The sequence below is a fragment of the Mucilaginibacter sp. MD40 genome (assembly GCF_002288635.1).
Lineage (GTDB): Bacteria > Bacteroidota > Bacteroidia > Sphingobacteriales > Sphingobacteriaceae > Mucilaginibacter.
Genome location: NZ_NRSW01000001.1, coordinates 2162113 through 2185568, shown reverse-complemented (window position 1 = coordinate 2185568; position 23456 = coordinate 2162113). Strand labels below are relative to the sequence as shown.

The window sequence follows — 23456 nt, the reverse complement described above, 5'->3', positions numbered from 1 at the left end:
CCATGTATATAATTCCGGCTATCGATATTCTGAATAAAAAAGTAGTGCGCCTGCGCGAAGGTGATTACGCACAAGTTACAGAATACGATGTTACCTTAGAAGAGATGATTGAGCGTTACCAGAGCAATGGTACCAACCTCATCCATATCATTGACCTTAACGGCGCAAAAAACGATTTCAGCAACCAGCAATACCTGTTTGATGTGATCAAAAAAACCGATATGCAGGTGCAGTACGGCGGTGGTATCCGCAGTATTGATAAAGTTAAAGAGCTGATCGATGCAGGGGTATCGCGGGTTATCGTAGGTACACAAGCCATCACTAATCCGTCTTTTTTGGAAGATCTGAGCAAAGAAATTTGCGGAAAAGAAAAATGCAGCGACCAGGTGGTGGTAGCTATCGACGTTCTGGACGAGGTGATCAAATACTCGGGCTGGATGGAAAGTTCACCCATAAAACTAATGGATTACGTTGATAAGTGCCTTAGATTAGGCTTCTTCCGCTTCCTATGCACAGATATTAATAAGGACGGCAAACTGGGCGGCGCGGGCGTAGATCTGTACAAGAAACTGCTGGATCACTCGCCGTTCATCAAACTGATCGCGTCGGGAGGTGTAAGCTCGATGAAAGACATTGAAGAACTAAGCAAGATCAAAGTAGAAGCCTGCGTTGTGGGTAAAGCTATTTATGAAAACCACATCAGCATTGAAGATATTAAAAACTGGAACCTGGACGCGCTGATATCGATTTAACCCCCCAGCCCCCTGAAGGGGGAGTTTTTGAAGAGCATGAGCAAAAAATTTTTTTTAGGCGCAGGCCCGGAAATTTTTGAATATGCAAAAGGCTTACGTTATAATATGACAGCCGCTGAAACAACTCTTTGGGGACATATAAAGGGTAATCAACTTGGTGTACGTTTCAGAAGACAACACCCATTAGGAATTTACATAGCCGATTTCTATTGTCATCAGCATAAATTAGTTATAGAGTTAGATGGAGGTATCCATCTTAATCCTGAAATAGCTGCTCACGATATAGAAAGGCAGAAGGGTCTTGAAACTGACGGAATGAAAGTTTTAAGATTTACAAACAATGAGATATTTACTCAACTTGAAAAAGTTTTGACTACAATACAGAAGGCTTTAAGCTCCCCCTTTAGGGGTCGGGGGGGGTTAACTAAACGCATTATCCCCTGTCTCGATGTTAAAGACGGTCGCACCGTAAAGGGTGTGAACTTTGTTGACCTGCGTGATGCCGGTGACCCGGTTGAACTGGCCTGGAACTATTCGCAGCAAGGTGCCGATGAATTAGTTTTCCTGGATATAACCGCTACCGTTGAGCGCCGTAAAACCATGGTAGAGCTGGTTAAAGCAGTTGCAAGGCAGATCAATATTCCGTTCACTATTGGCGGCGGCATTAATGAGATAGCCGACGCTGATGCCTTGCTGAACGCAGGTGCAGATAAAATTTCCATCAACTCAGCCGCAGTGCGTAACCCGGCTTTGATCAATGAATTGGCTAAGGCCTTTGGCGTTCAGTTTGTGATCGTGGCGGTTGATACCCGCGTGCTTGATGGCAAAAACATCGTTCACCTAAACGGGGGCAGGTTGCCAACCGAAAAACAAACTTTAGACTGGATACTGGAAGCTGAAAGCCGTGGTGCAGGCGAAATACTGCTCACCTCTATGGACCACGACGGCACCAAAGGTGGTTTTGATAACGGCCTCCTTAAACAGGTAAACGATGCGGTAAACATCCCGGTGATCGCGTCGGGAGGCGCCGGTGCGGTTGAGCATTTTGTGGATGTGTTTCATAAAACCAATGTAGACGCGGCTTTGGCTGCATCAGTATTCCACTATGGCGAAATACTGATACCGGACCTGAAAGCTATTTTAAAAGATAATAACATTGAGGTGAGGGTGTAAGAAGCCCCGTCCTCACTACAACGTGTCATAGCGAGCGTAGCGCGGCAATCTCGGCATACAGAGCGGCTCTATAAAGTCGAAGATTGACACGCCACTACCGCTACTCGCAATGACGATTTGAACAGATAGAACTTATGAACATCGACTTTAACAAAACCGACGGCTTAGTGCCGGTAGTGATACAGGACGAGCAAACGCTTGAGGTGCTGATGCTGGGCTACATGAACCAGGAGGCTTATGATAAAACCGTGCAGGAGAATGTAGTTACCTTTTTCTCGCGCAGCAAACAACGCTTGTGGACCAAAGGCGAAACCAGCCAAAACTTCTTGCATGTAAAAAGCATGCACATCGATTGCGATAACGATACCCTGCTCATAAAAGTTAAAGCCGATGGCCCCACCTGCCACACCGGTTCGCGTAGTTGTTTCCAAACGGAATATAACCAAAACTTTATTAACGAGTTGGAGAACATTATTGCCGATCGTTATGAAAACCCGGTTGAAGGTTCTTATGTGAATAAGCTCCGCAATAAAGGCTTAAAAAAGATCACCCAAAAAGTAGGCGAAGAAGGTGTTGAGGTAGTAATAGCCGCCCTGCACGAAACCAATAAAGAACTGATAGACGAATCAAGCGATCTTGTTTTCCACCTGTTAGTATTGCTGCGCGAAAAAGGCTTAAGTTTGCAGCAGATAGCTAAAAATTTAGAGGAAAGACACAAGTAAAAGTTAGCAGTTTTAAGTTTGCAATTTGCAGCTTATTACTGCAAACCGATGACTATTTACTGCAAACTACTACAATGCACGCCATAAAAATAGCAGAACTTACCGGCCACAGTAACCCGATATTTAGCCTGGAGCTTTCACAGAAGCCGGGTATTTTATTTACGGGCGGCAATGATAAGGGCCTGGTGGAATGGAGCCTTGCGGACAACACCTTTATAAAGGTGATGTTCCCCGTGCCTACATCTATTTATGCCATCCATTGCCCTGCCGGTTATCCGCTGCTGTTTGCAGGGTTACGAAGCGGCGAGGTGTTAGTTTTTAACTTCATTGAGCAGAAGATCACACACCGCTTACGTAAGCATATCAAACCGGTATTCGATATTAAATCATCCCCTAAGAAAGATGAGCTGCTTGTTGCATCAGAAGATGGCAGCGTTACTGTTTGGAGCTTAAAAACAATGGAACTGCTGCATACCGTAAACGTATCGCATGATACCGTTCGTTGTTTAGCTATAGATCCATCGGAACAGCGTGTTGCCTTCGGCTGCCGGGATAATCGTATCAGGATATTTGACATGAACGATTACAGCTTTATTACCGATCTGGAAGGCCATACCATGGCAGTTTTCTCATTGCAATATTCGCCGGATGGGCAATACCTGATGTCGGGCTCACGCGATGCGCAATTGAAGATATGGGATGCTAAAACGTATTCCTTAGTGAAAAACATTCCGGCGCATATGTTCGCCGTTAATCATATCATCTTCCATCCTACGCAGCCATATTTTGCTACAGCCAGTATGGATAAAAGTATTAAGATATGGGGTGCCGATGATTTTAAACTGTACAAGATCATCAGCAGAGAGAAAGGCTATCCAGCGCACGTATTATCTGTAAACAAACTGGCGTGGAACGGCGACCAGCTGCTATCAACCAGTGATGATAAAACCGTTAAGATATGGGGTATTGAATTTTAAAAATATCGCCTGATGCTTTTTAATTTGTGCGTATAACGTTTCATATCTTCTGAGTAGATCCCCTTTTCGTCCAGCAGATCAATTTTCACCTTGCCTGATGCATGAATAATACGGCCAGGACTAAGCACTATGCCCACATGCGTGATACGCCCTTCCGGGTTGTCAAAAAACGCGAGGTCGCCAAGTTTGGTTTTCAGCACAGAATCTACCTCTTCGCCCTGTTCCGCCTGCTGCCAGGCATCGCGTTTAAGCTGCAACCCTCTTAGCTTAAATACAGCCTGAGTAAAGCCCGAGCAATCGATGCCAAAATGAGTGCGCCCGCCCCATAAATATGGTGAGTTTAAAAAAGACTGGGCAATATTGGCCAAGCTATCCGTTTCGCCTATTTCGCCTATGATCTCGAATCTTTGGTTGCTGATGTAGCAGGTGGTGCCTTCCAGGAAGGCCAGAGAACTACCTACAGGTAAGTACACAACACTATTATCAGCAATGCGCCAGGCCTGCGTTACCGCACGGTAAGTAAGCGGTGCTGGTTTCTGTTGCAGGCTTTTATAAGCTATATGCCCTAAGGAGTTGCAATGGAGCCGGTCGATCCAACCTTTGTAGCTGTCGTTAGCCGTTACAATGTTAACCCACTTATCCTTCCACTCCAATATTTCAAAGGCTTCGCCGAATAATAACTGCGAAACCATTTCGCTTCGGTCACTGGGTTCAGCGCGTAGGGGTATTACAGCGAGGTTACAGATCCCGTATTCCATTTACTTAATTATATATAATATTTACGGTAAGTTAACAATAATGTTTCATTAAAAAACAAAAAGGGGGAAAACGTAACCGTTTCCCCCCTTTAAAATATTTCTTACGTGAGGCAATTAGCCGTTAGCATGCAGCCAGTCTTTCTTAGCCAGCAATTCTTCTTCGCTTTCACGTACATCCTCATCATCTACACAACAATCAACCGGGCAAACAGCAGCGCACTGAGGCTCATCGTGAAAACCCACGCATTCGGTACATTTATCCGGTACGATGTAATAAATATCGTCAGACAAGGCAGCCTGCGCTTCTTCTGCATTTAAAGTATTGCCATCGCCAAAATCTATTACACCTTTCAATGAAGTGCCATCGCTGAAACGCCATGCCGCACCGGCATCATAAATAGCATTGTTTGGGCACTCCGGCTCGCAAGCTCCGCAGTTAATGCATTCATCGGTGATTATAATCGCCATATATTTAAATATTCTAAAGTACTTAGTTTAACTTTGCCCCAAATTTGGGCTTGCAAATATAACAAAAAAAGCTTTTAAGGGTTTAAAGCCTTTGCACATATATGTCAAAAATTAATATAAACGATATAACAGATACTTTTTCACAACTGGGTGCACTACTTTCTCAACCGGATGAGCAACTGAATGATCTTATTGAATCCGAACGCCATTATAATGCCTGGTTTACGCCCGAAAGTGTGCGAAAAGCGGTAACCGCTACAGGCGAAATGCTTAATCGCGCCGATATAGAAAAATGGTTATCAGCCTATAACATTCCTGTACAACAGCCCAAAAAGGTAGGACTGGTACTGGCGGGAAACATCCCTATGGTGGGTTTTCATGATGCGCTTTGCGTATTGGTGGCCGGCCATCATGCCGTAATTAAGGCTTCATCTCAGGATAGCCGCCTTATTCGGTACGCGCTGGATAAACTGGTAGAAATAGCCCCGGCTTACAGTGGCCGCTATACATTTGTAGAAAAATTGGAAGGCTTTGAGGCAATTATAGCTACCGGCAGCAACAATACTTCCCGTTACTTTGAATATTACTTTGGCAAAGCGCCTCATATTATCCGCAAAAACCGTAACAGTATTGCCCTGCTTACCGGTGACGAAAGCAACGAGGAGCTAACCGCATTAGGGCACGACATATTGAATTACTTTGGGCTCGGTTGCCGCAACGTGTCTAAATTGCTGGTGCCGGAAGGGTATAACTTCACGCAATTCTTTGAAGCTATTGAGCATTTAAATGAAATTATCCATCACCATAAGTACAACAACAATTACGATTATAACAAATCCATCTATCTGGTAAACCGCGATCAGCATCTCGATAATGGTTTTCTGATGGTTAAACGTGATGAAAGGCTTACCTCCCCCTTATCAGTTGTTTTTTATGATACCTATTCGTCGCTTTCGGAGGCTCAGGAGCAATTACAATCATTAACTGATCAGTTGCAGTGCATTGTAACTAACGCCCCTGTTGATGTACCTAACCAGGTGGTAGGTTTTGGCCGGAGCCAGCACCCCAATTTATGGGATTATGCCGATGGTATAGATACGATGGATTTTTTGTCTAATCTTTAAATTTACAATACCTTTGGAAAAGTTCATAGGTCATAGTTCATAGCAAAGCTTTAGATAGCGAGATTCTATGAACCATTAGCTATCACCCATTAACTAAATAATGTATATCATAAAAGTAAAAGGCGTTGCCAAGATACCCGACTACGTACAGCTGCGTGACGATAAGTTCACCCTGCTGGCCTATTTCAGGGTAGACAGGCCCGAAAAGTCATTAGATAAAATTGGGCTGGGTGGCCATTATGATCACATTATGAATATTGTTAAAGAGTTGCCTTTTGGCAAAATCGTAAAATTAGAGCTGTAATAACATGGTCGGAAATTCTATCATAAAACTCAACAACGTAGATATTTTTCAGCAAAAACACCTGGTGCTGAGCGGTGTTAACCTGCATATTGATAAAGGTGACTTTGTTTGGCTGATAGGGCAAACCGGTTCAGGAAAAAGCAGCTTGCTCAAGGTGATATACGGCGACCTGAATATTGCAGCCGGTACCGGCCATGCATGTGGCTATGAGTTGAGTAAACTGGCCACCAGGGATATCCCCTACCTGCGCCGCAAGTTGGGGATTGTTTTCCAGGATTTCCAGCTGTTAACCGACCGCTCTGTAGAACAGAACCTGCAGTTTGTGATGCGTGCCACCGGCTGGACAGAAAAAGCCCAAATATCCGAGAGAATTTTGGATGTATTGGAAAAGGTTGGCCTGCGCTCTAAGCTTAAAAAAATGCCGCATGAACTATCAGGCGGTGAGCAGCAGCGCGTGGTGATTGCCCGTGCGCTGTTAAATAACCCCGAAATTATACTTGCCGACGAACCTACCGGTAACCTTGACCCTGATACCTCGGAAGAAATTGTGCTACTGCTTAAACAGATCAGCCAAAGCGGTACAGCTGTTGTAGTTGCTACGCATGACTACCATATCATCCGCACTTTCCCGTCACGTATTATTAAATGTGAGAACGGTAAGGTTTTGGAAGATGTACAGATAGCTTAGTTAGTGATTGGTGAGCAGTGAATGGAGATTAGTTTTATAACAATAATCTTCGTAAGTATCCTTAACTGCCAGTCCACCTACTAATAACTGATAACAAGTCACAAAACACTCTTACATACTGCCACACTGGCGGTTTTTACCCTATGGCAGGATACTTGATTAGCACTATTTGCTATGAATTTGAACGATATGCTGAAGAAAAAAATAAAGAAAATTCAGAAACACCTGAAAAAAACGCTGAAAACACGACGGAAAACAGACAGCCTGACGCGCCTGAGCAAAACGCAGATGCTGCACCTGCCCCATCTGCCGAAGATAAGTTAAAAGATGAGCTGGCTCAGGCCAATGATAAATACCTGCGTTTATATGCCGAGTTCGATAACTTTAGGCGCCGCACTATTAAGGAACGCGAAGACGCACGAAAAACTGAGGGTAAGGATGTAATAGTTGCCCTGTTACCTATTCTTGACGATTTTGAACGCGCCCTGCGTGCTATGGATAAAGCTACAGAGGTAGCATCAGTAAAAGAGGGTGTTGAGCTGATACAAAATAAGTTAAAGGGTGTGCTTACACAAAAAGGTCTAAAAGAAATGAAATCAATAGGCCAGCCTTTTGATGCCGATATACACGAGGCCGTTACCAGCGTACCTGTACCTGATGAGCAAAAAGGCCAGGTGATTGATGAAATGGAAAAAGGTTACGAGCTTAATGATAAAGTTATCCGTTTCGCAAAAGTGATTGTTGGAGCGTAACAATCATTGATCTTATTTAAATTTAACAGATGAACAGTGTTGATGATTGATTGAGCACCTCAGCCTTTCACCAACTCAAAAAACTCAATACATAAAATGGCTAAAAGAGATTATTACGATGTGCTTGGGGTAAGCCGGGGTGCTGATGCCGACGAGATAAAGAAGGCGTATCGTAAAATGGCTATTAAATATCACCCTGATAAAAACCAGGGCGATAAGGACGCTGAAGAGAAATTTAAAGAAGCGGCAGAGGCTTACGAAGTGTTAAGCAACCCCGAAAAGCGCCAGCGTTATAACCAGTTTGGCCATGCGGCAAACGCGGGCTCGGCAAGTGGCGGCGGCTACGGCGGCGGCAACATGAACATGGACGATATATTTAGCCAGTTTGGCGATATATTTGGCGGCGGCAGTCCGTTTGATGGTTTCTTTGGCGGTGGTGGCAGGCAGGGTGGCGGCAGGCGCGTAGTACGCGGCAGCAACCTGCGTATAAAAGTACGCCTCACCCTTGAGGAAATTGCCAATGGTGCCGAAAAGAAAATTAAGGTGAACAAACAGGTGCTTTGTAAAACCTGTGATGGTACCGGCGCAAAAGATAAGGCCTCATTCCAAACCTGTAAAACCTGTGGTGGCGCAGGCTCTGTACGCCGGGTAACCAATACCATATTGGGCCAGATGCAAACTACCAGCACCTGCCCTACCTGTAACGGTGAAGGTACCACCATTACCTCAAAATGTAATGTTTGCCACGGCGACGGTGTGGTACGCGGCGAAGAAACTATTACCATAAACGTACCTGCCGGCGTAAGCGAAGGCATGCAGCTGAGCATGAGCGGCAAAGGCAACGCTGCCCCAAGAGGTGGTGTTCCGGGCGACCTGATCATCCTGATAGAGGAAATTCCGCACGAAACGCTTAAACGCGATGGCAACAACGTGATATATGACCTGCACGTAAGCTTTATTGACGCTGCCCTCGGCACCAGTATCGAGGTACCTACTATTGATGGTAAAGCCAAAATAAAAATCGACCCGGGTACGCAAGGCGGTAAAATATTACGCCTCAAAGGAAAAGGCGTACCGGAAGTAAACTCCTACCACCGCGGCGACCAGTTGATACACGTGAACATCTGGACACCAAAAGCGCTTAGCCGCGAGGAACGTGAAGCTTTGGAGAAACTGCAAAGTTCGCCAAACTTTAAACCCAACCCGGGCAAAAACGAAAAGAGTTTCTTTGAACGGATGAAGGAATATTTTGAATAGTCTAAAAAATAAATGAGTCAGCTTTTTACTGACTCATTTATTTTTTAGACTTTTTTCAATTCCGGTTTTGATTCCTTTAAAAATATTTCCCTCGATTACCTTGAAGTCAGCAGGAAGTAATTGCTCATGGTATAATTTAACGATTTTACTATCGCTATTAGTAACTACTGTGTAATTATATGCTTCCAGTTTAAATAAAATCCGAACTGCAACGTCAAACGTATTATTAGGTTCTCTAAATTCTTTTAACAAAAAAGAAAGTTCAATATCTTCATAATCTCTTGACAGAAACTGAGAGCTTTCGCTATTTCGCTTAAATTCGTCTATTGCATAAATGGTATAGACAGTTGCTGCCACATCCGGATGCCAGTAGGACATCTTTACATTAAACTCCTCTGAAATAAAAAAAGATGAAAATTCTTTAACGGCAATTAATGCTTTATCAATCGTTTTGAGTATATCATTATTAATCAACTCGTTTATTACATCTTTTGATTTTTTAATTCTAATTGAAATTCGGTTTTGCAACTCTACTTTAAATAAGGCAATCTCTTTTTTTATATCATCCTCTTCATCAATGTCTTCCCCTTCAATGGCTTTTATATAAACTTTCATGGAGCTTTGTACCCTTTCAACAATATACTCAACAAATGGCCAGATATCGCCGTTGTCTGCTCTATTTAATAATGAATAGTAATTTTTTCTATCATCCATTTTCACGATTGCTGGCGGAAAACCATTTTGCATCAAGATCAAATTCATTAAAATACGGGACAAGCGTCCGTTACCATCATCAAATGGGTGGATAGCAACAAATTTGTGGTGAAATAAAGCGGCAAGTACAACGGGATGTATTGCTTTATTCTCCATGGCCTGACGATACCATTCAATAAGCTCAGGCATTTTTATGAGCACTTCTTCTGGCGAAGCATAATAATGGATTTCTCCTGTTGACGTTTGAACATGGTTAGCCATGCTTTTGTATTCACCTATCTCTACCCATTTGGTTGTTGGCTTACCGTCGGCAGTTTGAGCATCCACTTTGTACCGCTCAACCAATATCATTTTGTGCAGTGCTCTAATGTCAGCCTCCGTAATTCCTCTCGAATCTTTTATCAGTTCTGTAAGAAAGTGTATAGCTTCGTTATGGCCCCTTATATCCAAATGGTCTTTTAAAGGCTTACCTTTTGCAGTTATACCTTCCATTAAAAAGGCCACGGTTTCCCCATAAGTGAGTTTGTTACCCTCAATAGCATTAGAATTGTAATTCCAGTCGAGGCGTAGTTTTTGCATCACACGGCCTTCCACATCCGGCGGCAATGGTCGCTGGTCATCAATTTGTTTTTTAAGGGCATCAAGCTCCGCAAATATCGGTGCCTTACTCAATTCAATTTCTAACTCAAGGTTCATGTTTTAAAGTTAATAAATACATCGGCAAAAAATTACACCACAAAAAAAGCCGCTGTACATACAGCGGCTTTCCTGTTATAATGAGTATTTATCTACTAAAATACAAAGCGGAAACCTAAGCCAAACCTTGCAGCGGTGAAGTCAGAGTTATCACCAACCAGGAATGCCGGGCGCCAGTCAAAAGACAGGTCAAGCGGTGCGCCTGTTAATTTATAATCCAAACCGGCCATAGGACGGATATAAAAATCAGTATTACCGTGCCCAAAACCTAACTGCGGGCCAATACCCAGGTACCAGTTTAAACCACCGGCATTACGTATCCTGTCCTGGTATTGATAAAAAGCACCAAGATAGGTTCTGTCGCCGCCGAAGGTAAGTTCTGCTTGTCCGTAATCATTACGGGTAAAAGCATGCCTCAGGGCAGGCCCTACCAAAGTTGCGCCGTCGCCAAAGTCGATAGATAAACCGGCAGATGTAGAACCTGTTTGCGCCTTAGCTACATTGCCGAAGTAAAGAAAACCTACTGTGAATAAGAGAAATAGTTTTTTCATAAAGTAATAGATTGATTAAAAAATAAAAGCTGCAATTATAATAAATATTAACTAAAGATTATTTAACTTATATTTTATTTGGTATACATTTACAGAAACCACCTAACAACATTAAAATATTTCTATTAACATTTCTTTTTGTTCCTTAGGAGAAATCTACGTCACTAACAAAAAAGTTGTAACAATGTTCGGCCTACGTCATCTAAAAGCAATAAAAAACTATTAACCAAATGCTTAGCATACGCAACATTGTTAAAGAATACGCCGGCCATCGCGCGTTGAACGATGTGAGCCTTGAGGTAGAAAGCGGCAAAATTTTCGGGCTCCTTGGCCCAAATGGCGCCGGCAAAACATCCCTGATCCGTATTATTAACCAGATCACGGCGCCTGACTCGGGCGAGGTTTACTTCAATGGTGAACGCCTTAACCAATCACATATCGAACGTATAGGCTATCTGCCCGAAGAACGGGGACTTTACAAAAAAATGGAAATAGGCGAACAGATGATCTACCTGGCACGCCTTAAAGGCCTCAGCCGGGCTGACGCCACTACCAGGCTTAAATACTGGTTTGATAAACTGGAAATGCAAAGCTGGTGGAAAAAAAAGATCGAAGAACTCTCCAAAGGTATGCAGCAAAAAGCCCAGTTTGTGGCAACGGTACTGCATGAGCCTGACCTGATCATCCTGGATGAACCCTTTAGCGGTTTTGACCCGGTAAATGCAGAACTCATCAAAAACGAGATCCTTGAACTGAATAAAAAAGGAGCTACCATTCTTTTCTCTACCCACCGTATGGAATCGGTAGAAGAACTATGTGATTCCATTGCACTTATTAATAGGTCACACAAAATACTGGACGGGCCTGTAAAAACCATCCGTAACTCCTACCGCAACGAAACCTACATGATCGAGTACACAGGCGATAAGCTCTTGTTTGACGGCACCCAACCGTTTGCCATTGTTACCGAAACAGATGGCGAAGACGACAGCCACATCATCCGCATAAAACTTAACGGTAACAACACCAATGATGTGCTACAGTACCTGTTACCCAGAACTCGTATTAACATGCTGCAGGAAGTAATACCTACCATGCACGAAATATTTATTGAAAAAGTAAACTTAACCGCATAAATCACATGAAAAAAGTTTTACTTATTATACAGCGAGAGTACCTTACCCGTGTTCGTAAAAGGGCTTTTATAGTAATGATGCTGGCCGTGCCCCTGCTTATTGCCGGCATGACCAAGTTAATAGCCTACGTAGCAAAAGATACCGACCAGGTGAGCAAGCCCCAAACGGTAAAGGTGATTGATGAAAGCCGCATGTTTGAAGGCAAATTTAAAAACGCCCGGAACATCCGCTTTATACCGGCAAACGAAAGCCTTAACGATGCGAAAAAATCATTAAACGATAATGAGGATCTTTCTATCCTGGTGATTTCCAAGGATTATGCCCACAAACCGGTTCAGTTTCTATCAAAAAAGAAACCATCACTGGTACTAACCGGCGAGGTAGAGAACCAAATGAACGATATAGCCTCAAACAACACGATGCTGGCTAACCACATTGATACCGCGCTGCTCAACAAGGCAAAAAAGAACAAAGTAAGCGTTAATGCCCTTGAAGTTACCGAGGCCGGCACCAAAGATGCTGATGTAGGCGCCAGTATGGGCGTAGGTGTGGCTTGTGCCATATTGATCTATATGTCGTTGTTTATTTACGGAGCACAGGTAATGCGTGGGGTTATCGAAGAAAAAACCAGCCGTATCATTGAAGTGATCATCTCATCTGTTAAGCCTTTCCAGCTGATGCTGGGTAAAATTATAGGTGTAGGCCTGGTAGGTTTAACCCAGTTTGTGGCATGGATAGTATTATCCATACTGGCTACCAAAATTGGAGGGCAGCATGCCACAGGCGGCCTTGCACAGTTCCTGGTAACTTTGCAAAACCTGCCTTTCGGGTATATCTTGTTCTGCTTCCTGTTTTACTTCATTACAGGCTATTTACTTTACAGCGCACTGTTTGCAGCTGTAGGTTCGGCGGTTGATAGTGAGACCGAAACACAACAATTTATGTTCCCTATTACCATGCCGCTGCTGTTTACCTATTTACTATCGGTAACGGTACTGTTCAGGGCTCCTGATAGTCCGCTGGCGGTATGGTTGTCTATGATACCTTTCACCGCCCCTGTTGCCATGATGATACGTGTGCCATTTGGTGGCGTGCCCGATTGGCAACTGGCTTTGTCAATGGCCATGATGGTAATTGGCTTCCTGTTCACTACCTACGTGGCGTCGCGCATTTATCGTGTGGGGGTATTGATGTACGGCAAAAAAGCCAACTTCAAAGAACTGGCTAAATGGTTCTTTTATAAAGAGTAACTCCTTAACCACATCATAATAACATCCCCGTTGAGGCCCTTTCTCGCGGGGATTTTTTATTTTTGCGGCCAATGAGCAAACAGAAACGTGTAGCGGTGATGGACCTTGGCACCAATACCTTCCATTTATTGATAGGTGAAAAACAAGGCGATACCTTCCGGGAGATACTCCGTGAAACCGTGGCCGTTAAACTTGGCGAGGGTGGCATTAACAAAGCGATGATCATGCCTGCCGCGTTTGAGCGTGGTGTAGCGGCTATGCAAAACTTTAAAAAGCTAATAGATGAAGCCGGCGTTGATGAAATTAAAGCTATCGCCACCTCCGCCCTGCGCAATGCCGGCAACGGGCAGGATTTTATCGCTACCGTAATGCAGCAAACCGGCATCGTGATAGACGTAATTACCGGCGAGCAGGAAGCAACCTACATTTACCAGGGCATTGATGCCAGCGGTGTGCTGACCGAGAATAACGCCTTGATTGTTGATATTGGCGGAGGCAGCGTTGAGTTCATTATTGCTAATGAAGACGAAGTGTTGTGGAAGCAAAGCTTTGAGATAGGCGCAGCCAGGCTGATGGATAAGTTCCACAAGACCGACCCTATCCCGGTAACTTCCATTAAAGAGCTTACCACGTTCGTTAACGGCAAACTCGGCGACCTGTTTGTGGCTGCTGCCAAATATAAACCATCAGTACTGGTAGGCTCATCCGGAGCTTTTGAAAGTTTTGCCGAGGTGATAGAGCTAAAAAAAGGACGCATCTTCGATATCAAACAGGTTAAAACCTACGAGTTTGACATTGATGAATTATTGGGGTTGATAGAACTGCTCATTAAATCAAACCACAAGCTTCGCGCCAGCATGAAAGGCATTATACCTGTACGGGTGGACATGATCGTGACCGCGAGCCTGCTCACTATATATATCATGCAGAAACTCGGCATTGCCGATGTAAGCATGTCCACTTGGTCGCTTAAAGAGGGAGCCATGGTAAAAGCTATGCGTTAAAACAGGTGTTTTACTTTATACCATAATCGTTTATGAAAGGGGGGTTTTACTACCACAACCTCTCCCATCAATAGGGGCGTGGGAGTTAAGCTTATGACTACATCAGAGCCATTATTAAACATTGATACCGGAACATTCATACCTTTGAAGCCGATGAACCTCACCATTACTGAATCGGCATAAGCCGGTATGCTCATTTTAAAAAAGCCGGATGCATCTGCTGATACTTTCACCATCGTATGCTTACATAAAACCACCGCACCCGGAAGTGCCAAATTATCCTCACTGCTGATAACTTTACCTTTTACAGTGATGTAGGTAGTGGTATCGCTAACCGCTGTAGAATTTTTTTTATTAGTATCTACAGCACCTTGTTCAATAGGATGCTGGGCTTTTACAGCGGAATTTACAGTAGTGAAGATGGCTGTTAGAGCTGCAACCAACGTTAATTCTTTCCACATTACCCGTCGGCCTGATCCCGGCTTCAGCTGCCGGTTAATGTTATTTATTTGTTGAGGCAATAAACGTCCGCAGGTTTTAGTACCCATACTTAAATAAGTGATAAGTTGCTGATCTGTAAAACCTGTAAAATCAACAATGTCTTTTCCGCACAATTGGCAATGGCGCCCTTTGTCAGCAGGAGTCATATTATTCCAGTTTTGGTGACAAGGTTGCGGGATACTAATGTTTGTGATGGTTTGCATGTGAATAATTTAAAGATAAGATGCGAACACGCATAAATTTCCATAAACTTTTTCATTTTTTTTCTTAGCTACATCGTTACGCATGCTTTGCCCTTATTTCGCCATAGCATTTGTATATTGCCGTGCTTATCATTTCAACATGAAAAAACTCACCATTGCTGCTTTGTTGCTAATTTCCGGCAGCTTTGCACATGCGCAGAAAAACCCTAACGATACCATTACTTCTAACTACCAGCCGTCGGTACTTTTCTCGCCCCTGCCTTACAAAACCCGTGGTGATGAATTCCATTCGGCCAATGGCGAGCCCGGGCCAAAATACTGGCAAAACCGTGTCGATTATAAAATAGCAGTAACACTTGATACCGTACGCAAAACTATCAGCGGTAATGTTACCATCAATTACACCAATAATAGTCCGGATGCTTTGCAGTATCTGTGGCTGCAGTTAGACCAGAACACTTATAAAAAAGATGCGCGCTCAAATTTTGTCACCGGCGTACAGGCGCAACAACATACCAGTGGTTACGAGATAGAATCAGTAGAGATCATTAGCGGCGCTAACCATAAAAAAGCCAATTTCAAGATTACCGACACACGTATGCAGGTGCGTTTAGCACAGGCTTTAGGTAAAGGCAGCATCGTGTTGAACATTAAATATCACTACACCATCCCAGGCAATTTTGGTAACCGTACCGATTTTGTAGATACCAAAAACGGCAAGATCTATGAGGTAGCACAGTTTTACCCCCGGATGTGTGTTTATGATGATAGCCGCGGCTGGGCCACCGCGCCTTTCCTGGGAAGCGGTGAATTTTACTGCGAGTATGGCGACATTGATTATAGCGTTACCGCACCTTGGGACATAATCGTTGCCGGGCCGGGCGACCTGCTCAACCCTAAAGAAGTACTCACCGCAACGCAGATCAACCGCCTTGCACAAGCCCGCAACAGCGATAAAACCGTAATGATACGCACAGCGGATGAGATCAATTCGCCTGCCTCGCGCCCCGTGAATAAAGGCACCCATACCTGGCACTACAAAATGCTGAATACGCGTGATGTTGCTTTCGGTGCCTCAAAAGCTTACATATGGGATGCTGCAAGGGTTAACCTGCCGGGTGGCAAAAAATCGCTGGCTATGTCGGTTTACCCGGTGGAGAGCCAGGGCAATGCAGCATGGGGTCGTGCTACGGAATACCTCAAAAAATCAATGGAGTATTTCTCCGAAAAATGGTTCACCTACCCCTGGCCAACCGCCATTAACGAGGCGGGTATAGCCGGCGGCATGGAGTACCCGGGTATTGTTTTTGATGGCATTAACGATAAAGGCAGCGAGTTATACTGGGTTACCGCCCACGAGATAGGCCACAACTGGTTCCCGATGATCGTAGGTAGCGACGAGCGTCGTTTTGCCTGGATGGATGAGGGCTTAAATACCTTTATTGACGTATATGCCTCTGATGCTTTTAACAACGGCGAGTATGCCCCTAAGCGCGATGGTGAATATGCGCCGGGCGGTGGTAATCCGGCTGATGAGATCGTCCAGCACATCATAGACCCGAACTCGCCCAGCATCATGACCCAGCCTGACGCCATACCCGAAAAATACCGCCACCCGCTTACCTATTTTAAACCGGCTTTTGGCTTAGTGCTGCTGCGCGAGCAGATTTTGGGCCACGACCGGTTTGATTATGCTTTTAAAAATTACATTCACAAATGGGCTTACAAACACCCTCAACCCGACGATTTTTTCCGAGCTATGGAAAACGGCAGTGGCGAAGACCTCAACTGGTTCTGGAACGGCTGGTTCTACAACAATTACAAGCTGGACATTGCGCTGATAGATGCTAAGTACATCGATAACAAAAAGACTATAGAACTTACCATTGCCAACAAAGAGATGATGGCCATGCCGTTTACCGTAGAACTAAAATTTAAAGACGGCAACAAGCAGCGCATTTATTTCCCGGTGGAAACATGGCTGCAAAACAAAGTGACCACTTATGATGTGCCCGTTTTAAAAGAAGTTGAAAGTGTAGCGGTGGATCCTGACAACGCTTTGCCGGATGTGAACAGGAAGAATAATAGTAAGAAGCTATAAAATCGTGTCATTGCGAGAGCGTCAGCGACGTGGCAATCTCATAAGCAATTTACGATTGCTTGTCCTATGAGATTGCCACGCTATTGCTCGCAATGACACCTTTTTGATTTACGAAATTGCCATGCTAAATGCACGTGAAGCATCTATTAGAAGTTTGTATAATTCACCAATAGATTCTTCGCTATCGCTCAGAATCACAAATTATTGTAGTTGTTTCATTAGAACCGGATATGCTTTACCGGATGTGAATAGAAAGCTATAAAATCGTGTCATTGCGAGAGCGTCAGCGACGTGGCAATCTCATAGGCTATTTACGATTGATTATCTGTGAACAGGAAGGACAACGCTAAAAAGCTATAAAACCATGTAATTGCGAAGAGCGTCAGCGACGTGGCAATCTCATAGTCAGTTTATGATTGCTTGTCCCTATGAGATTGCCACGCTATCGCTCGCAATGACACCTTTTTTATTTACAAAATTGTCATGCTGAACGTATGTGAAGCATCTATCATACGACGTAGTTAACTCAATAATAGGTTCTTCGCTGCCGCTCAGAATGACAAATTAAACTAATCTCTTCAATTGCTGATAAACCTTCTCGGTAGGCAGGCCTACAACATTGGTATAAGAGCCGTTTATACGTTCGATACCGATGAGACCTATGCGTTGCTGGATGCCGTAAGAACCGGCTTTGTCATAGGGTTCGTATTCATCAACATAACTGATGATCTCTTCGTCAGTCAGCTGGCGGAAGAATACCTCTGAGCGGTCGTAAAATTTATTGTATTCGCCTTTATGGTATAGACAAACGCCTGTGTACACTTCATGTACTTTGCCTGACAAGCGCTGCAGCATTTCAATTGCATGTTCGCGCGATTCGGGTTTGCCTAATATAAGGCCATCTATGGCAACAATGGTATCGGCAGTCAGAACAATCTCGTCGTTCACCTCCTCATCAAATGCTTCTGCTTTTTTTGAAGCGATGTAAACGGCTATCTCAGCAGGTGTTAAACCATCAGGGTAAGATTCATCCACCTCTTTTAAAACCACCCGGAAATCAATATCCATCAGTTTTAAAAGCTCCTGCCTGCGTGGCGATTTAGATGCGAGAATGATCTTTGGATTCATGGGAGATTGTTCATAGTTAATCGATCATGGTTCATGGCAGCTTCTATGAACTATCAACCATGAACTATGAACTGACTTTTGACTTTTTACTTTAAACTTTTGACTTAGCGCAGCCTACCAGCTATACGCCTTTTCATTCATCCAGGTGCCCTGTACCTTCATTACCTTTTCTATCACCTCGCGTACACAGCCTTTACCACCTGATATTGGTGACACGTAACTGCATATGGCTTTTATCTCCTCAGCGGCATCGGCAGGGCAAACAGGCAAGCCCACCAGTTGCATGGTAGCCAGGTCAGGGATATCGTCGGCCATGTAGAGTACCCTTGACGGATGTATGCCTTTTTCCTGGGTGTACAACTTGAAGCGGTCTATCTTGGTATGAGTACCCAAATACACATCCTTAATGCCCAGGCTGTTTAAGCGGTATAAAGCGCTTTTTGACCGGCTGCCCGATATGGCTGCTACATTGTAGCCGCTCTTAACCGCTAATTGTAATGCATAACCATCTTTAATATTAAAGGCGCGGCTTTGCACACCGGTTTCCGTCACGAAAACAGACCCGTCGGTCAATACACCGTCCACATCAAAAATAAAGGTGGTAATATCGTTAAGCTTGGTTAAAAAGGATTCCATTTTTCGGGATTACACTGATTTTGTATTGATTTCACCGATTCGCAACATTACAACGTTAAAACCTTCCAACGTTGCAACACTATTGATTATCGCGCCATTCGTAAACCCAGGCGCTTTGGATCTGCTCCAGGTGGCCTTCGTTTGATTCTTCGCGGGTGCCCACAAAGTTTGGCAGGCTCAACACCCACTCCAGCAGGTCGGTAAAGCGGATGCGGTATATTTTTGATTCGCCAAATTCATCGCCAAATTTTTCATAAAGGCCCATGGCAATGTCTTCGTAGTCGTTCCAGTGAATCGGCAGTGCGAATTTATCTGTACTCATTTATTTTTCTTGATTATAATCTGTTAATGGCCCATAAAGCCTGATTGATCAGGCAGGGTAACCTCAATGTCACCATCTATCACCACACACTGGCAGCCCAAACGCGAATTAATGCGCGGGTTAACGGCACGGTCAATAAAGTCTTCTTCCTTATCAGATATTTCCTGCAGGTTATCCATCCCTTTATTTACGTAGATATGGCAGGTGCTGCAGCCGCAAACGCCGCCGCAATTATGCTGTAGTTCTATACCGTTCTCAAGGCAAACGTCCAACACAGATTCCCCCTCCGCTATCGGCAGTTCTACGCTTTCGTGGTCGGCTTCCTCAAAGTTTATCTTTACTTTAAAAATATTCATTATTGGCAAAAGTAACAAAATTACCCATCCCCGTTAACCCCGTTGTGGTTTTTGATAATATCCTGACTTAGCACCTCATATATTTCCTGCAAACGCGGCTGTTTTTCAAGCAATTGCAAATGCGCAGCCATGGTAGTTTCATCATTTCTAACGGCAGGGCCGGTTTGCACGGTAAACGGCGAACGTTCTTTTATCTTATCGGCGGTCTCGGCTATTAAAGGCCTAAGCATATCAAAACTCATACCGCTGTCTTTCAACAGGGCCTCTCCTATTCCGTAAAGATGGTTGGTAAAATTGCAGGCAAAAACGGCTGCAAGGTGCAGCACCTTACGCTGTGGCGATGAAACACGATACAATTTATTGCTGATATCACGTGCGAGGTCCTCAAGAGTTTTTGTAATAGATTCACTGGCTCCCTCAATACACATGGGCACCTCTCTAAAATTGAGTTCCCTGGTTTTACTGAAGGTTTGCAGGGGATAAAAAACACCTGCTTGCTGCGTAAACTCCAGCATCGGTAAAAGTTCTACAGCACCCGAAGTATGGGCGATTAGTTTGCCGTATTTGGCCAATTGCGCTACCATCGGTAAAACGGCATCGTCCTTTACAGATATAATAAACAGGTCGGTATTGATGGTTAGGGTATTAACATCGTCGGTTGCCCCGGCACCTACATGGTACGCCAGTAACGCCGCATGTTGCAAGTTACGGCTGTAAACCTGCACAATACGATGACCGGCATTTTTTAAAGCTGCTGAAATATGTGTGGCTACGTTGCCCGACCCTACGATGGTTACCCGCATACGTTGTAATGATAAACGCGTCAAAATTAAATAAATGGATTACTTTTATTAACAATTTTATAAACCTGTACAGAATGAAATTTCTTAGAAAACTGCTGGTATTCATACTCATTGTTATTGTATTTGGTGGCGCGGCCATATGGATCATTTATTACTTTAAAAACATCGAAAAAAAGGAGCTTACCTACGAGCTTCGCAAAAACACCAACGGAAGTTATGCCGAACTGGAAAAAGGCTTTACCCATTACGAACTGGATGGCCCCGACAGCGGCAAGGTGGTAGTACTACTCAATGGCTTTAGCGTACCTTATTATATCTGGAACGGCACCTATGAGTACCTTACTTCTCATGGCTTTAGGGTATTGCGCTATGATATGTATGGCAGGGGCTTTTCTGACAGGCCAAACGTTACTTATAATAAACAGCTTTATTTTGAACAGTTAAATGAACTGATAGACCAGCTGCACCTAAAGCAACCTTTTAATATTGCCGGTGTTTCTTTTGGCGGACTGATGGCGGCTGATTACACTGCTGCCTATCCGGAAAAGGTAAATAAAGTGGTATTAATTGACCCGGCTTACAATTTTGACCATCCCTCGACACCGGAACTGGCAGAAAATTTTTTAGAGGCACTGGACCCTGAAAAAAGGGCACTGAGCCAGATGGAAGATTTTAAGTATCCGGATAAACACCCTAACTGGGTAGAGCAATACCGCCCGCAAATGGAATACAAAGGTTTCAGGCACGCGCTTGTTTCTACACGCTATGATTATGGCAGCGACAATAACAAAATTTACACGGCACTCAACAATGCCCATAAACAGGTGTTATTAATATGGGGGAAAGACGACAAAACCGTATCTTTTACCTATAGTAAGGATATACAACAAGTTTTAAAAACAGAATTTTTGCCGGTTGATGACGCGGCCCATCTACCACACCTGGAGCAGCCTGATGTGGTAAACCCCGCGCTGGTAACATTTCTGAAAAAATAACATCTAAACACTAAAAACAATAAAATGGACACCTCACTTATTACTACCAGCACCGGTTTGGAAGGCTACAAAGTTGTTAAACACCTTGGCGTTGTACGTGGCATTACCGTACGCAGCCGCAGTGTTGTAGGTAACTTTGCCGGCGGTATACAATCCTTATTTGGCGGCAGGCTTTCTGTTTACGTGGAGCTATGCGAGAACGCCCGCGAAGAGGCTTACCACCTGTTGATACAGCATGCGCAGGCACTTGGCGCTAACGCCATCATCAACATGCGTTATGATGCCAACGAGGTAATGCAGGGCATTACCGAGGTATTGGCCTATGGCACAGCTGTAGTGGTTGAAAAAAGCGAATAAAACCGCTAACCAAATAATAAAAAAGGGATGGCTTACAGCACATCCCTTTTTTATTGCAGGCGTTTTTTGGCCAGTTCGGCACGATAGATCTCGTTCAATTTTGTCGAGGGGGCAGTAATAAGATAGATCCTTACACCATGTTCGCGGGCAAGTGGTGTTTGCACCTGCCCAACCAATTTATAGCTGCCAACCAACGGACTTAAGCGGCGCTCCACATTATCATCATCGTCAACGTAAATAATGTATTTAGCATTAAGGTTATCCGGTGCCCATAATTGAAAACTGCTGTTGAGGGAAGCTACATCCGGCAGGCCATAAATTTTCCGGTAATGATGCAGGGCTCCAGCTTCGCCATAATTATCAGCAAATAATTGTGTGTTCTTTTGCTGCTCGGGAGTTAGGTTGTGATAAGCATCAGCGGCTTTCCTGGCCATCTCATCCCAACCCAGCATATCGGCATAATCCTGTGTTAGGGGGTGTTGTTTCTGATCTTCCCAGGTAACAATAAATTTAAGGAAAGGAAGACGCTCTGTTTTACGTTTGATAAAACTAACCGTATCCTGTAATGATAGTATGGGTAATACCAAAGGCAGCAACAGTATGTTAGGGATAACTACAATAACCAGCGCCAGGCTCCTTAACAGGTAGGCTTTTCGCTTTAAAACACGCTCTAACGCGAAACCTCCTGTGGCAAAAAGCATCGGGTAGGCACCAAATATGTAATAGCTTTTACCGTTCATTTCCAGCAAAAACAAGAAAATAAGGATATAGGCTATCGCCATAAACCTGAACCTGCGCAACCTGAACGATACAAACAATGCGATAAAACCACTTAGCCACACAAATAATGCGGTGCCATTTACCAGTAACTGTTGCTCAATAAAATCAAGCGGATGTACATAGTCCAATTGGGTTTCGCGTAGCTCTTTCATGTGCGTAATTACCGGCAAATGATGCACGAACTGCCATATTATGTTCGGTAAAAATATCACTATGGCGACCAATGCCGCGTACAATACATGGCGGTTAAAAAGCAGCTTCCGCTCCCGGCTAATGAGCACACCTATAATAAGCGAACCGGTAAAGAAAGCCATGGTATATTTAGTAAGCATACCCAAGCCTACGGCAGCGCCGAGCCAGTAGAGGTAGCGCACATCGGCAGTGTTGAGGTATTTGCAGAAAAGCCAAACGGTAAGCACCCACCAAAGCTGATCGAAAACAACAGGCTGGAATAAATAACCGCTGGCAGCAAACGCGGGAGAAAAAATAAGCGCCAAACATGCCACGGTAATGGCAAAACGCTTACCGCCAAGCTCAACCGTAATTAACCCGGTTAGCCAGATGATCAATCCGCTGGCAAGCGTTGAGAAGATGCGGGCCGCAAATACAGAGTCGCCGAACACACTTAGCGTAATTTTAGCCAATAAGGCAATAAATGGCGGTACTTCTTTATAACCCCAGTCCAGGTGATCGCCCAGCACGAGATGCAGCAATTCATCACGGTGAAAGCCGAAATTTTTTATGGCAAAGAGGTTAAGGGTAACCTTAAGGGCTACAAATATGAGGATAAACGGGAAGTACGAGGATTTCCGGTTTTTGTAAGACATCTCAGTTAGTTGTACTGGAAGCTATAAATGTAGTAAAAAGCTGTTAACGGTGAAAGGCGAAAGGTAAAAGGTAAAAGATTCTGGATCAATTCTGCGGGAATTATGAAAATCAAAAGGCGAA

At 44.1% G+C, this 23456-nt stretch carries 26 protein-coding genes; 15 read left to right on the top strand and 11 right to left on the bottom strand.

Features of this window, described 5'->3' with window-relative positions; genetic code table 11:
- Positions 1-2 precede the first annotated feature (2 nt).
- The 4 genes from CKK33_RS09910 (at position 3) to CKK33_RS09895 (ending at position 3624) form a co-directional block, all read left to right on the top strand.
- Positions 3-752: a HisA/HisF-related TIM barrel protein gene (locus CKK33_RS09910; protein WP_095703955.1), complete on the top strand. Its 750-nt coding sequence runs from the start codon at positions 3-5 to the stop codon at positions 750-752.
- Positions 753-788: 36 nt separating this feature from the next.
- Positions 789-1925, top strand: coding sequence for an imidazole glycerol phosphate synthase subunit HisF (gene hisF / locus CKK33_RS09905; protein WP_095703954.1), 1137 nt, complete (start codon positions 789-791; stop codon positions 1923-1925).
- 134 nt (positions 1926-2059) lie between these two features.
- Positions 2060-2647, top strand: a complete 588-nt coding sequence (gene hisIE, locus CKK33_RS09900; protein WP_095703953.1) for a bifunctional phosphoribosyl-AMP cyclohydrolase/phosphoribosyl-ATP diphosphatase HisIE — start codon at positions 2060-2062, stop codon at positions 2645-2647.
- Between the two features lie 74 nt (positions 2648-2721).
- Positions 2722-3624, top strand: coding sequence for a WD40 repeat domain-containing protein (locus tag CKK33_RS09895; RefSeq protein ID WP_095703952.1), 903 nt, complete (start codon positions 2722-2724; stop codon positions 3622-3624).
- On the opposite strand, the gene CKK33_RS09890 is transcribed toward CKK33_RS09895, so the two are convergent.
- Both CKK33_RS09890 and CKK33_RS09885 read right to left on the bottom strand, forming a co-directional pair.
- Positions 3621-4382: a C40 family peptidase gene (locus tag CKK33_RS09890; protein WP_095703951.1), complete on the bottom strand. Its 762-nt coding sequence runs from the start codon at positions 4380-4382 to the stop codon at positions 3621-3623. The genes CKK33_RS09895 and CKK33_RS09890 overlap by 4 nt on opposite strands.
- A 114-nt stretch (positions 4383-4496) precedes the next feature.
- Positions 4497-4850: a 4Fe-4S dicluster domain-containing protein gene (locus CKK33_RS09885; RefSeq protein ID WP_095703950.1), complete on the bottom strand. Its 354-nt coding sequence runs from the start codon at positions 4848-4850 to the stop codon at positions 4497-4499.
- A gap of 101 nt (positions 4851-4951) precedes the next feature.
- Between CKK33_RS09885 and CKK33_RS09880 the strand changes: the two genes are divergently transcribed.
- The 5 genes from CKK33_RS09880 (at position 4952) to dnaJ (ending at position 8975) form a co-directional block, all read left to right on the top strand.
- Positions 4952-5974, top strand: a complete 1023-nt coding sequence (locus CKK33_RS09880; RefSeq protein WP_095703949.1) for an acyl-CoA reductase — start codon at positions 4952-4954, stop codon at positions 5972-5974.
- Between the two features lie 100 nt (positions 5975-6074).
- Complete coding sequence (locus CKK33_RS09875; protein WP_095703948.1) at positions 6075-6278, top strand: fructose-6-phosphate aldolase; 204 nt, start codon at positions 6075-6077, stop codon at positions 6276-6278.
- 4 nt (positions 6279-6282) lie between these two features.
- Positions 6283-6966 carry a cell division ATP-binding protein FtsE gene (locus CKK33_RS09870; RefSeq protein ID WP_095703947.1) on the top strand — a complete coding sequence of 228 codons (684 nt, stop codon included), beginning with the start codon at positions 6283-6285 and terminating at the stop codon, positions 6964-6966.
- Between the two features lie 143 nt (positions 6967-7109).
- Entirely contained in the window at positions 7110-7718 is a 609-nt protein-coding gene (gene grpE / locus CKK33_RS09865; protein ID WP_095703946.1) for a nucleotide exchange factor GrpE, read from the top strand.
- Between the two features lie 96 nt (positions 7719-7814).
- Entirely contained in the window at positions 7815-8975 is a 1161-nt protein-coding gene (gene dnaJ / locus CKK33_RS09860; RefSeq protein ID WP_095703945.1) for a molecular chaperone DnaJ, read from the top strand.
- Between the two features lie 33 nt (positions 8976-9008).
- On the opposite strand, the gene CKK33_RS09855 is transcribed toward dnaJ, so the two are convergent.
- On the bottom strand, positions 9009-10385 hold the full coding sequence (locus CKK33_RS09855; RefSeq protein ID WP_095703944.1) for a Fic family protein: 1377 nt from the start codon (positions 10383-10385) through the stop codon (positions 9009-9011).
- A gap of 95 nt (positions 10386-10480) precedes the next feature.
- Positions 10481-10936 (bottom strand): hypothetical protein, encoded by a 456-nt coding sequence (locus CKK33_RS09850; RefSeq protein ID WP_095703943.1) that lies wholly within the window; start codon positions 10934-10936, stop codon positions 10481-10483.
- Between the two features lie 230 nt (positions 10937-11166).
- Here CKK33_RS09850 and CKK33_RS09845 point away from each other — a divergent pair, with 230 nt between their 5' ends.
- The 3 genes from CKK33_RS09845 (at position 11167) to CKK33_RS09835 (ending at position 14326) form a co-directional block, all read left to right on the top strand.
- The gene (locus CKK33_RS09845) at positions 11167-12072 is read left to right on the top strand and encodes an ABC transporter ATP-binding protein (RefSeq protein ID WP_095703942.1); all 906 of its coding nucleotides are present in this window, start codon (positions 11167-11169) and stop codon (positions 12070-12072) included.
- 5 nt (positions 12073-12077) lie between these two features.
- Entirely contained in the window at positions 12078-13322 is a 1245-nt protein-coding gene (locus tag CKK33_RS09840; protein WP_095703941.1) for an ABC transporter permease, read from the top strand.
- A gap of 71 nt (positions 13323-13393) precedes the next feature.
- Positions 13394-14326 carry an exopolyphosphatase gene (locus tag CKK33_RS09835; protein ID WP_095703940.1) on the top strand — a complete coding sequence of 311 codons (933 nt, stop codon included), beginning with the start codon at positions 13394-13396 and terminating at the stop codon, positions 14324-14326.
- Here the strand turns inward: CKK33_RS09835 and CKK33_RS09830 are convergent.
- Positions 14323-15030, bottom strand: a complete 708-nt coding sequence (locus CKK33_RS09830) for a carboxypeptidase-like regulatory domain-containing protein (RefSeq protein WP_095703939.1) — start codon at positions 15028-15030, stop codon at positions 14323-14325. The two genes, CKK33_RS09835 and CKK33_RS09830, sit on opposite strands and share 4 nt — an antisense overlap.
- Positions 15031-15169: 139 nt before the next feature.
- Here CKK33_RS09830 and CKK33_RS09825 point away from each other — a divergent pair, with 139 nt between their 5' ends.
- The gene (locus CKK33_RS09825; RefSeq protein WP_158223419.1) at positions 15170-17131 is read left to right on the top strand and encodes a M1 family metallopeptidase; all 1962 of its coding nucleotides are present in this window, start codon (positions 15170-15172) and stop codon (positions 17129-17131) included.
- Between the two features lie 564 nt (positions 17132-17695).
- On the opposite strand, the gene CKK33_RS09820 is transcribed toward CKK33_RS09825, so the two are convergent.
- The 5 genes from CKK33_RS09820 to CKK33_RS09800 form a co-directional block, all read right to left on the bottom strand.
- A complete protein-coding gene (locus tag CKK33_RS09820; RefSeq protein ID WP_095703938.1) occupies positions 17696-18259 on the bottom strand; it encodes a nucleoside triphosphate pyrophosphatase in 564 nt (187 codons plus the stop codon).
- Between the two features lie 114 nt (positions 18260-18373).
- Entirely contained in the window at positions 18374-18895 is a 522-nt protein-coding gene (locus tag CKK33_RS09815) for an HAD family hydrolase (protein ID WP_095703937.1), read from the bottom strand.
- 79 nt (positions 18896-18974) lie between these two features.
- Entirely contained in the window at positions 18975-19217 is a 243-nt protein-coding gene (iscX, locus tag CKK33_RS09810; RefSeq protein WP_095703936.1) for a Fe-S cluster assembly protein IscX, read from the bottom strand.
- Positions 19218-19240: 23 nt separating this feature from the next.
- Positions 19241-19573, bottom strand: a complete 333-nt coding sequence (locus CKK33_RS09805) for a 2Fe-2S iron-sulfur cluster-binding protein (protein ID WP_095703935.1) — start codon at positions 19571-19573, stop codon at positions 19241-19243.
- Positions 19574-19593: 20 nt separating this feature from the next.
- A complete protein-coding gene (locus CKK33_RS09800) occupies positions 19594-20400 on the bottom strand; it encodes a Rossmann-like and DUF2520 domain-containing protein (RefSeq protein ID WP_233138183.1) in 807 nt (268 codons plus the stop codon).
- 50 nt (positions 20401-20450) lie between these two features.
- Here CKK33_RS09800 and CKK33_RS09795 point away from each other — a divergent pair, with 50 nt between their 5' ends.
- The gene (locus tag CKK33_RS09795) at positions 20451-21371 is read left to right on the top strand and encodes an alpha/beta fold hydrolase (RefSeq protein WP_158223418.1); all 921 of its coding nucleotides are present in this window, start codon (positions 20451-20453) and stop codon (positions 21369-21371) included.
- Between the two features lie 24 nt (positions 21372-21395).
- Complete coding sequence (locus CKK33_RS09790) at positions 21396-21728, top strand: YbjQ family protein (protein ID WP_095703932.1); 333 nt, start codon at positions 21396-21398, stop codon at positions 21726-21728.
- 50 nt (positions 21729-21778) lie between these two features.
- Here CKK33_RS09790 and CKK33_RS09785 read toward each other — a convergent pair whose 3' ends face one another.
- A complete protein-coding gene (locus CKK33_RS09785) occupies positions 21779-23335 on the bottom strand; it encodes a glycosyltransferase family 39 protein (RefSeq protein WP_095703931.1) in 1557 nt (518 codons plus the stop codon).
- Between the last annotated feature and the right edge of the window lie 121 nt (positions 23336-23456).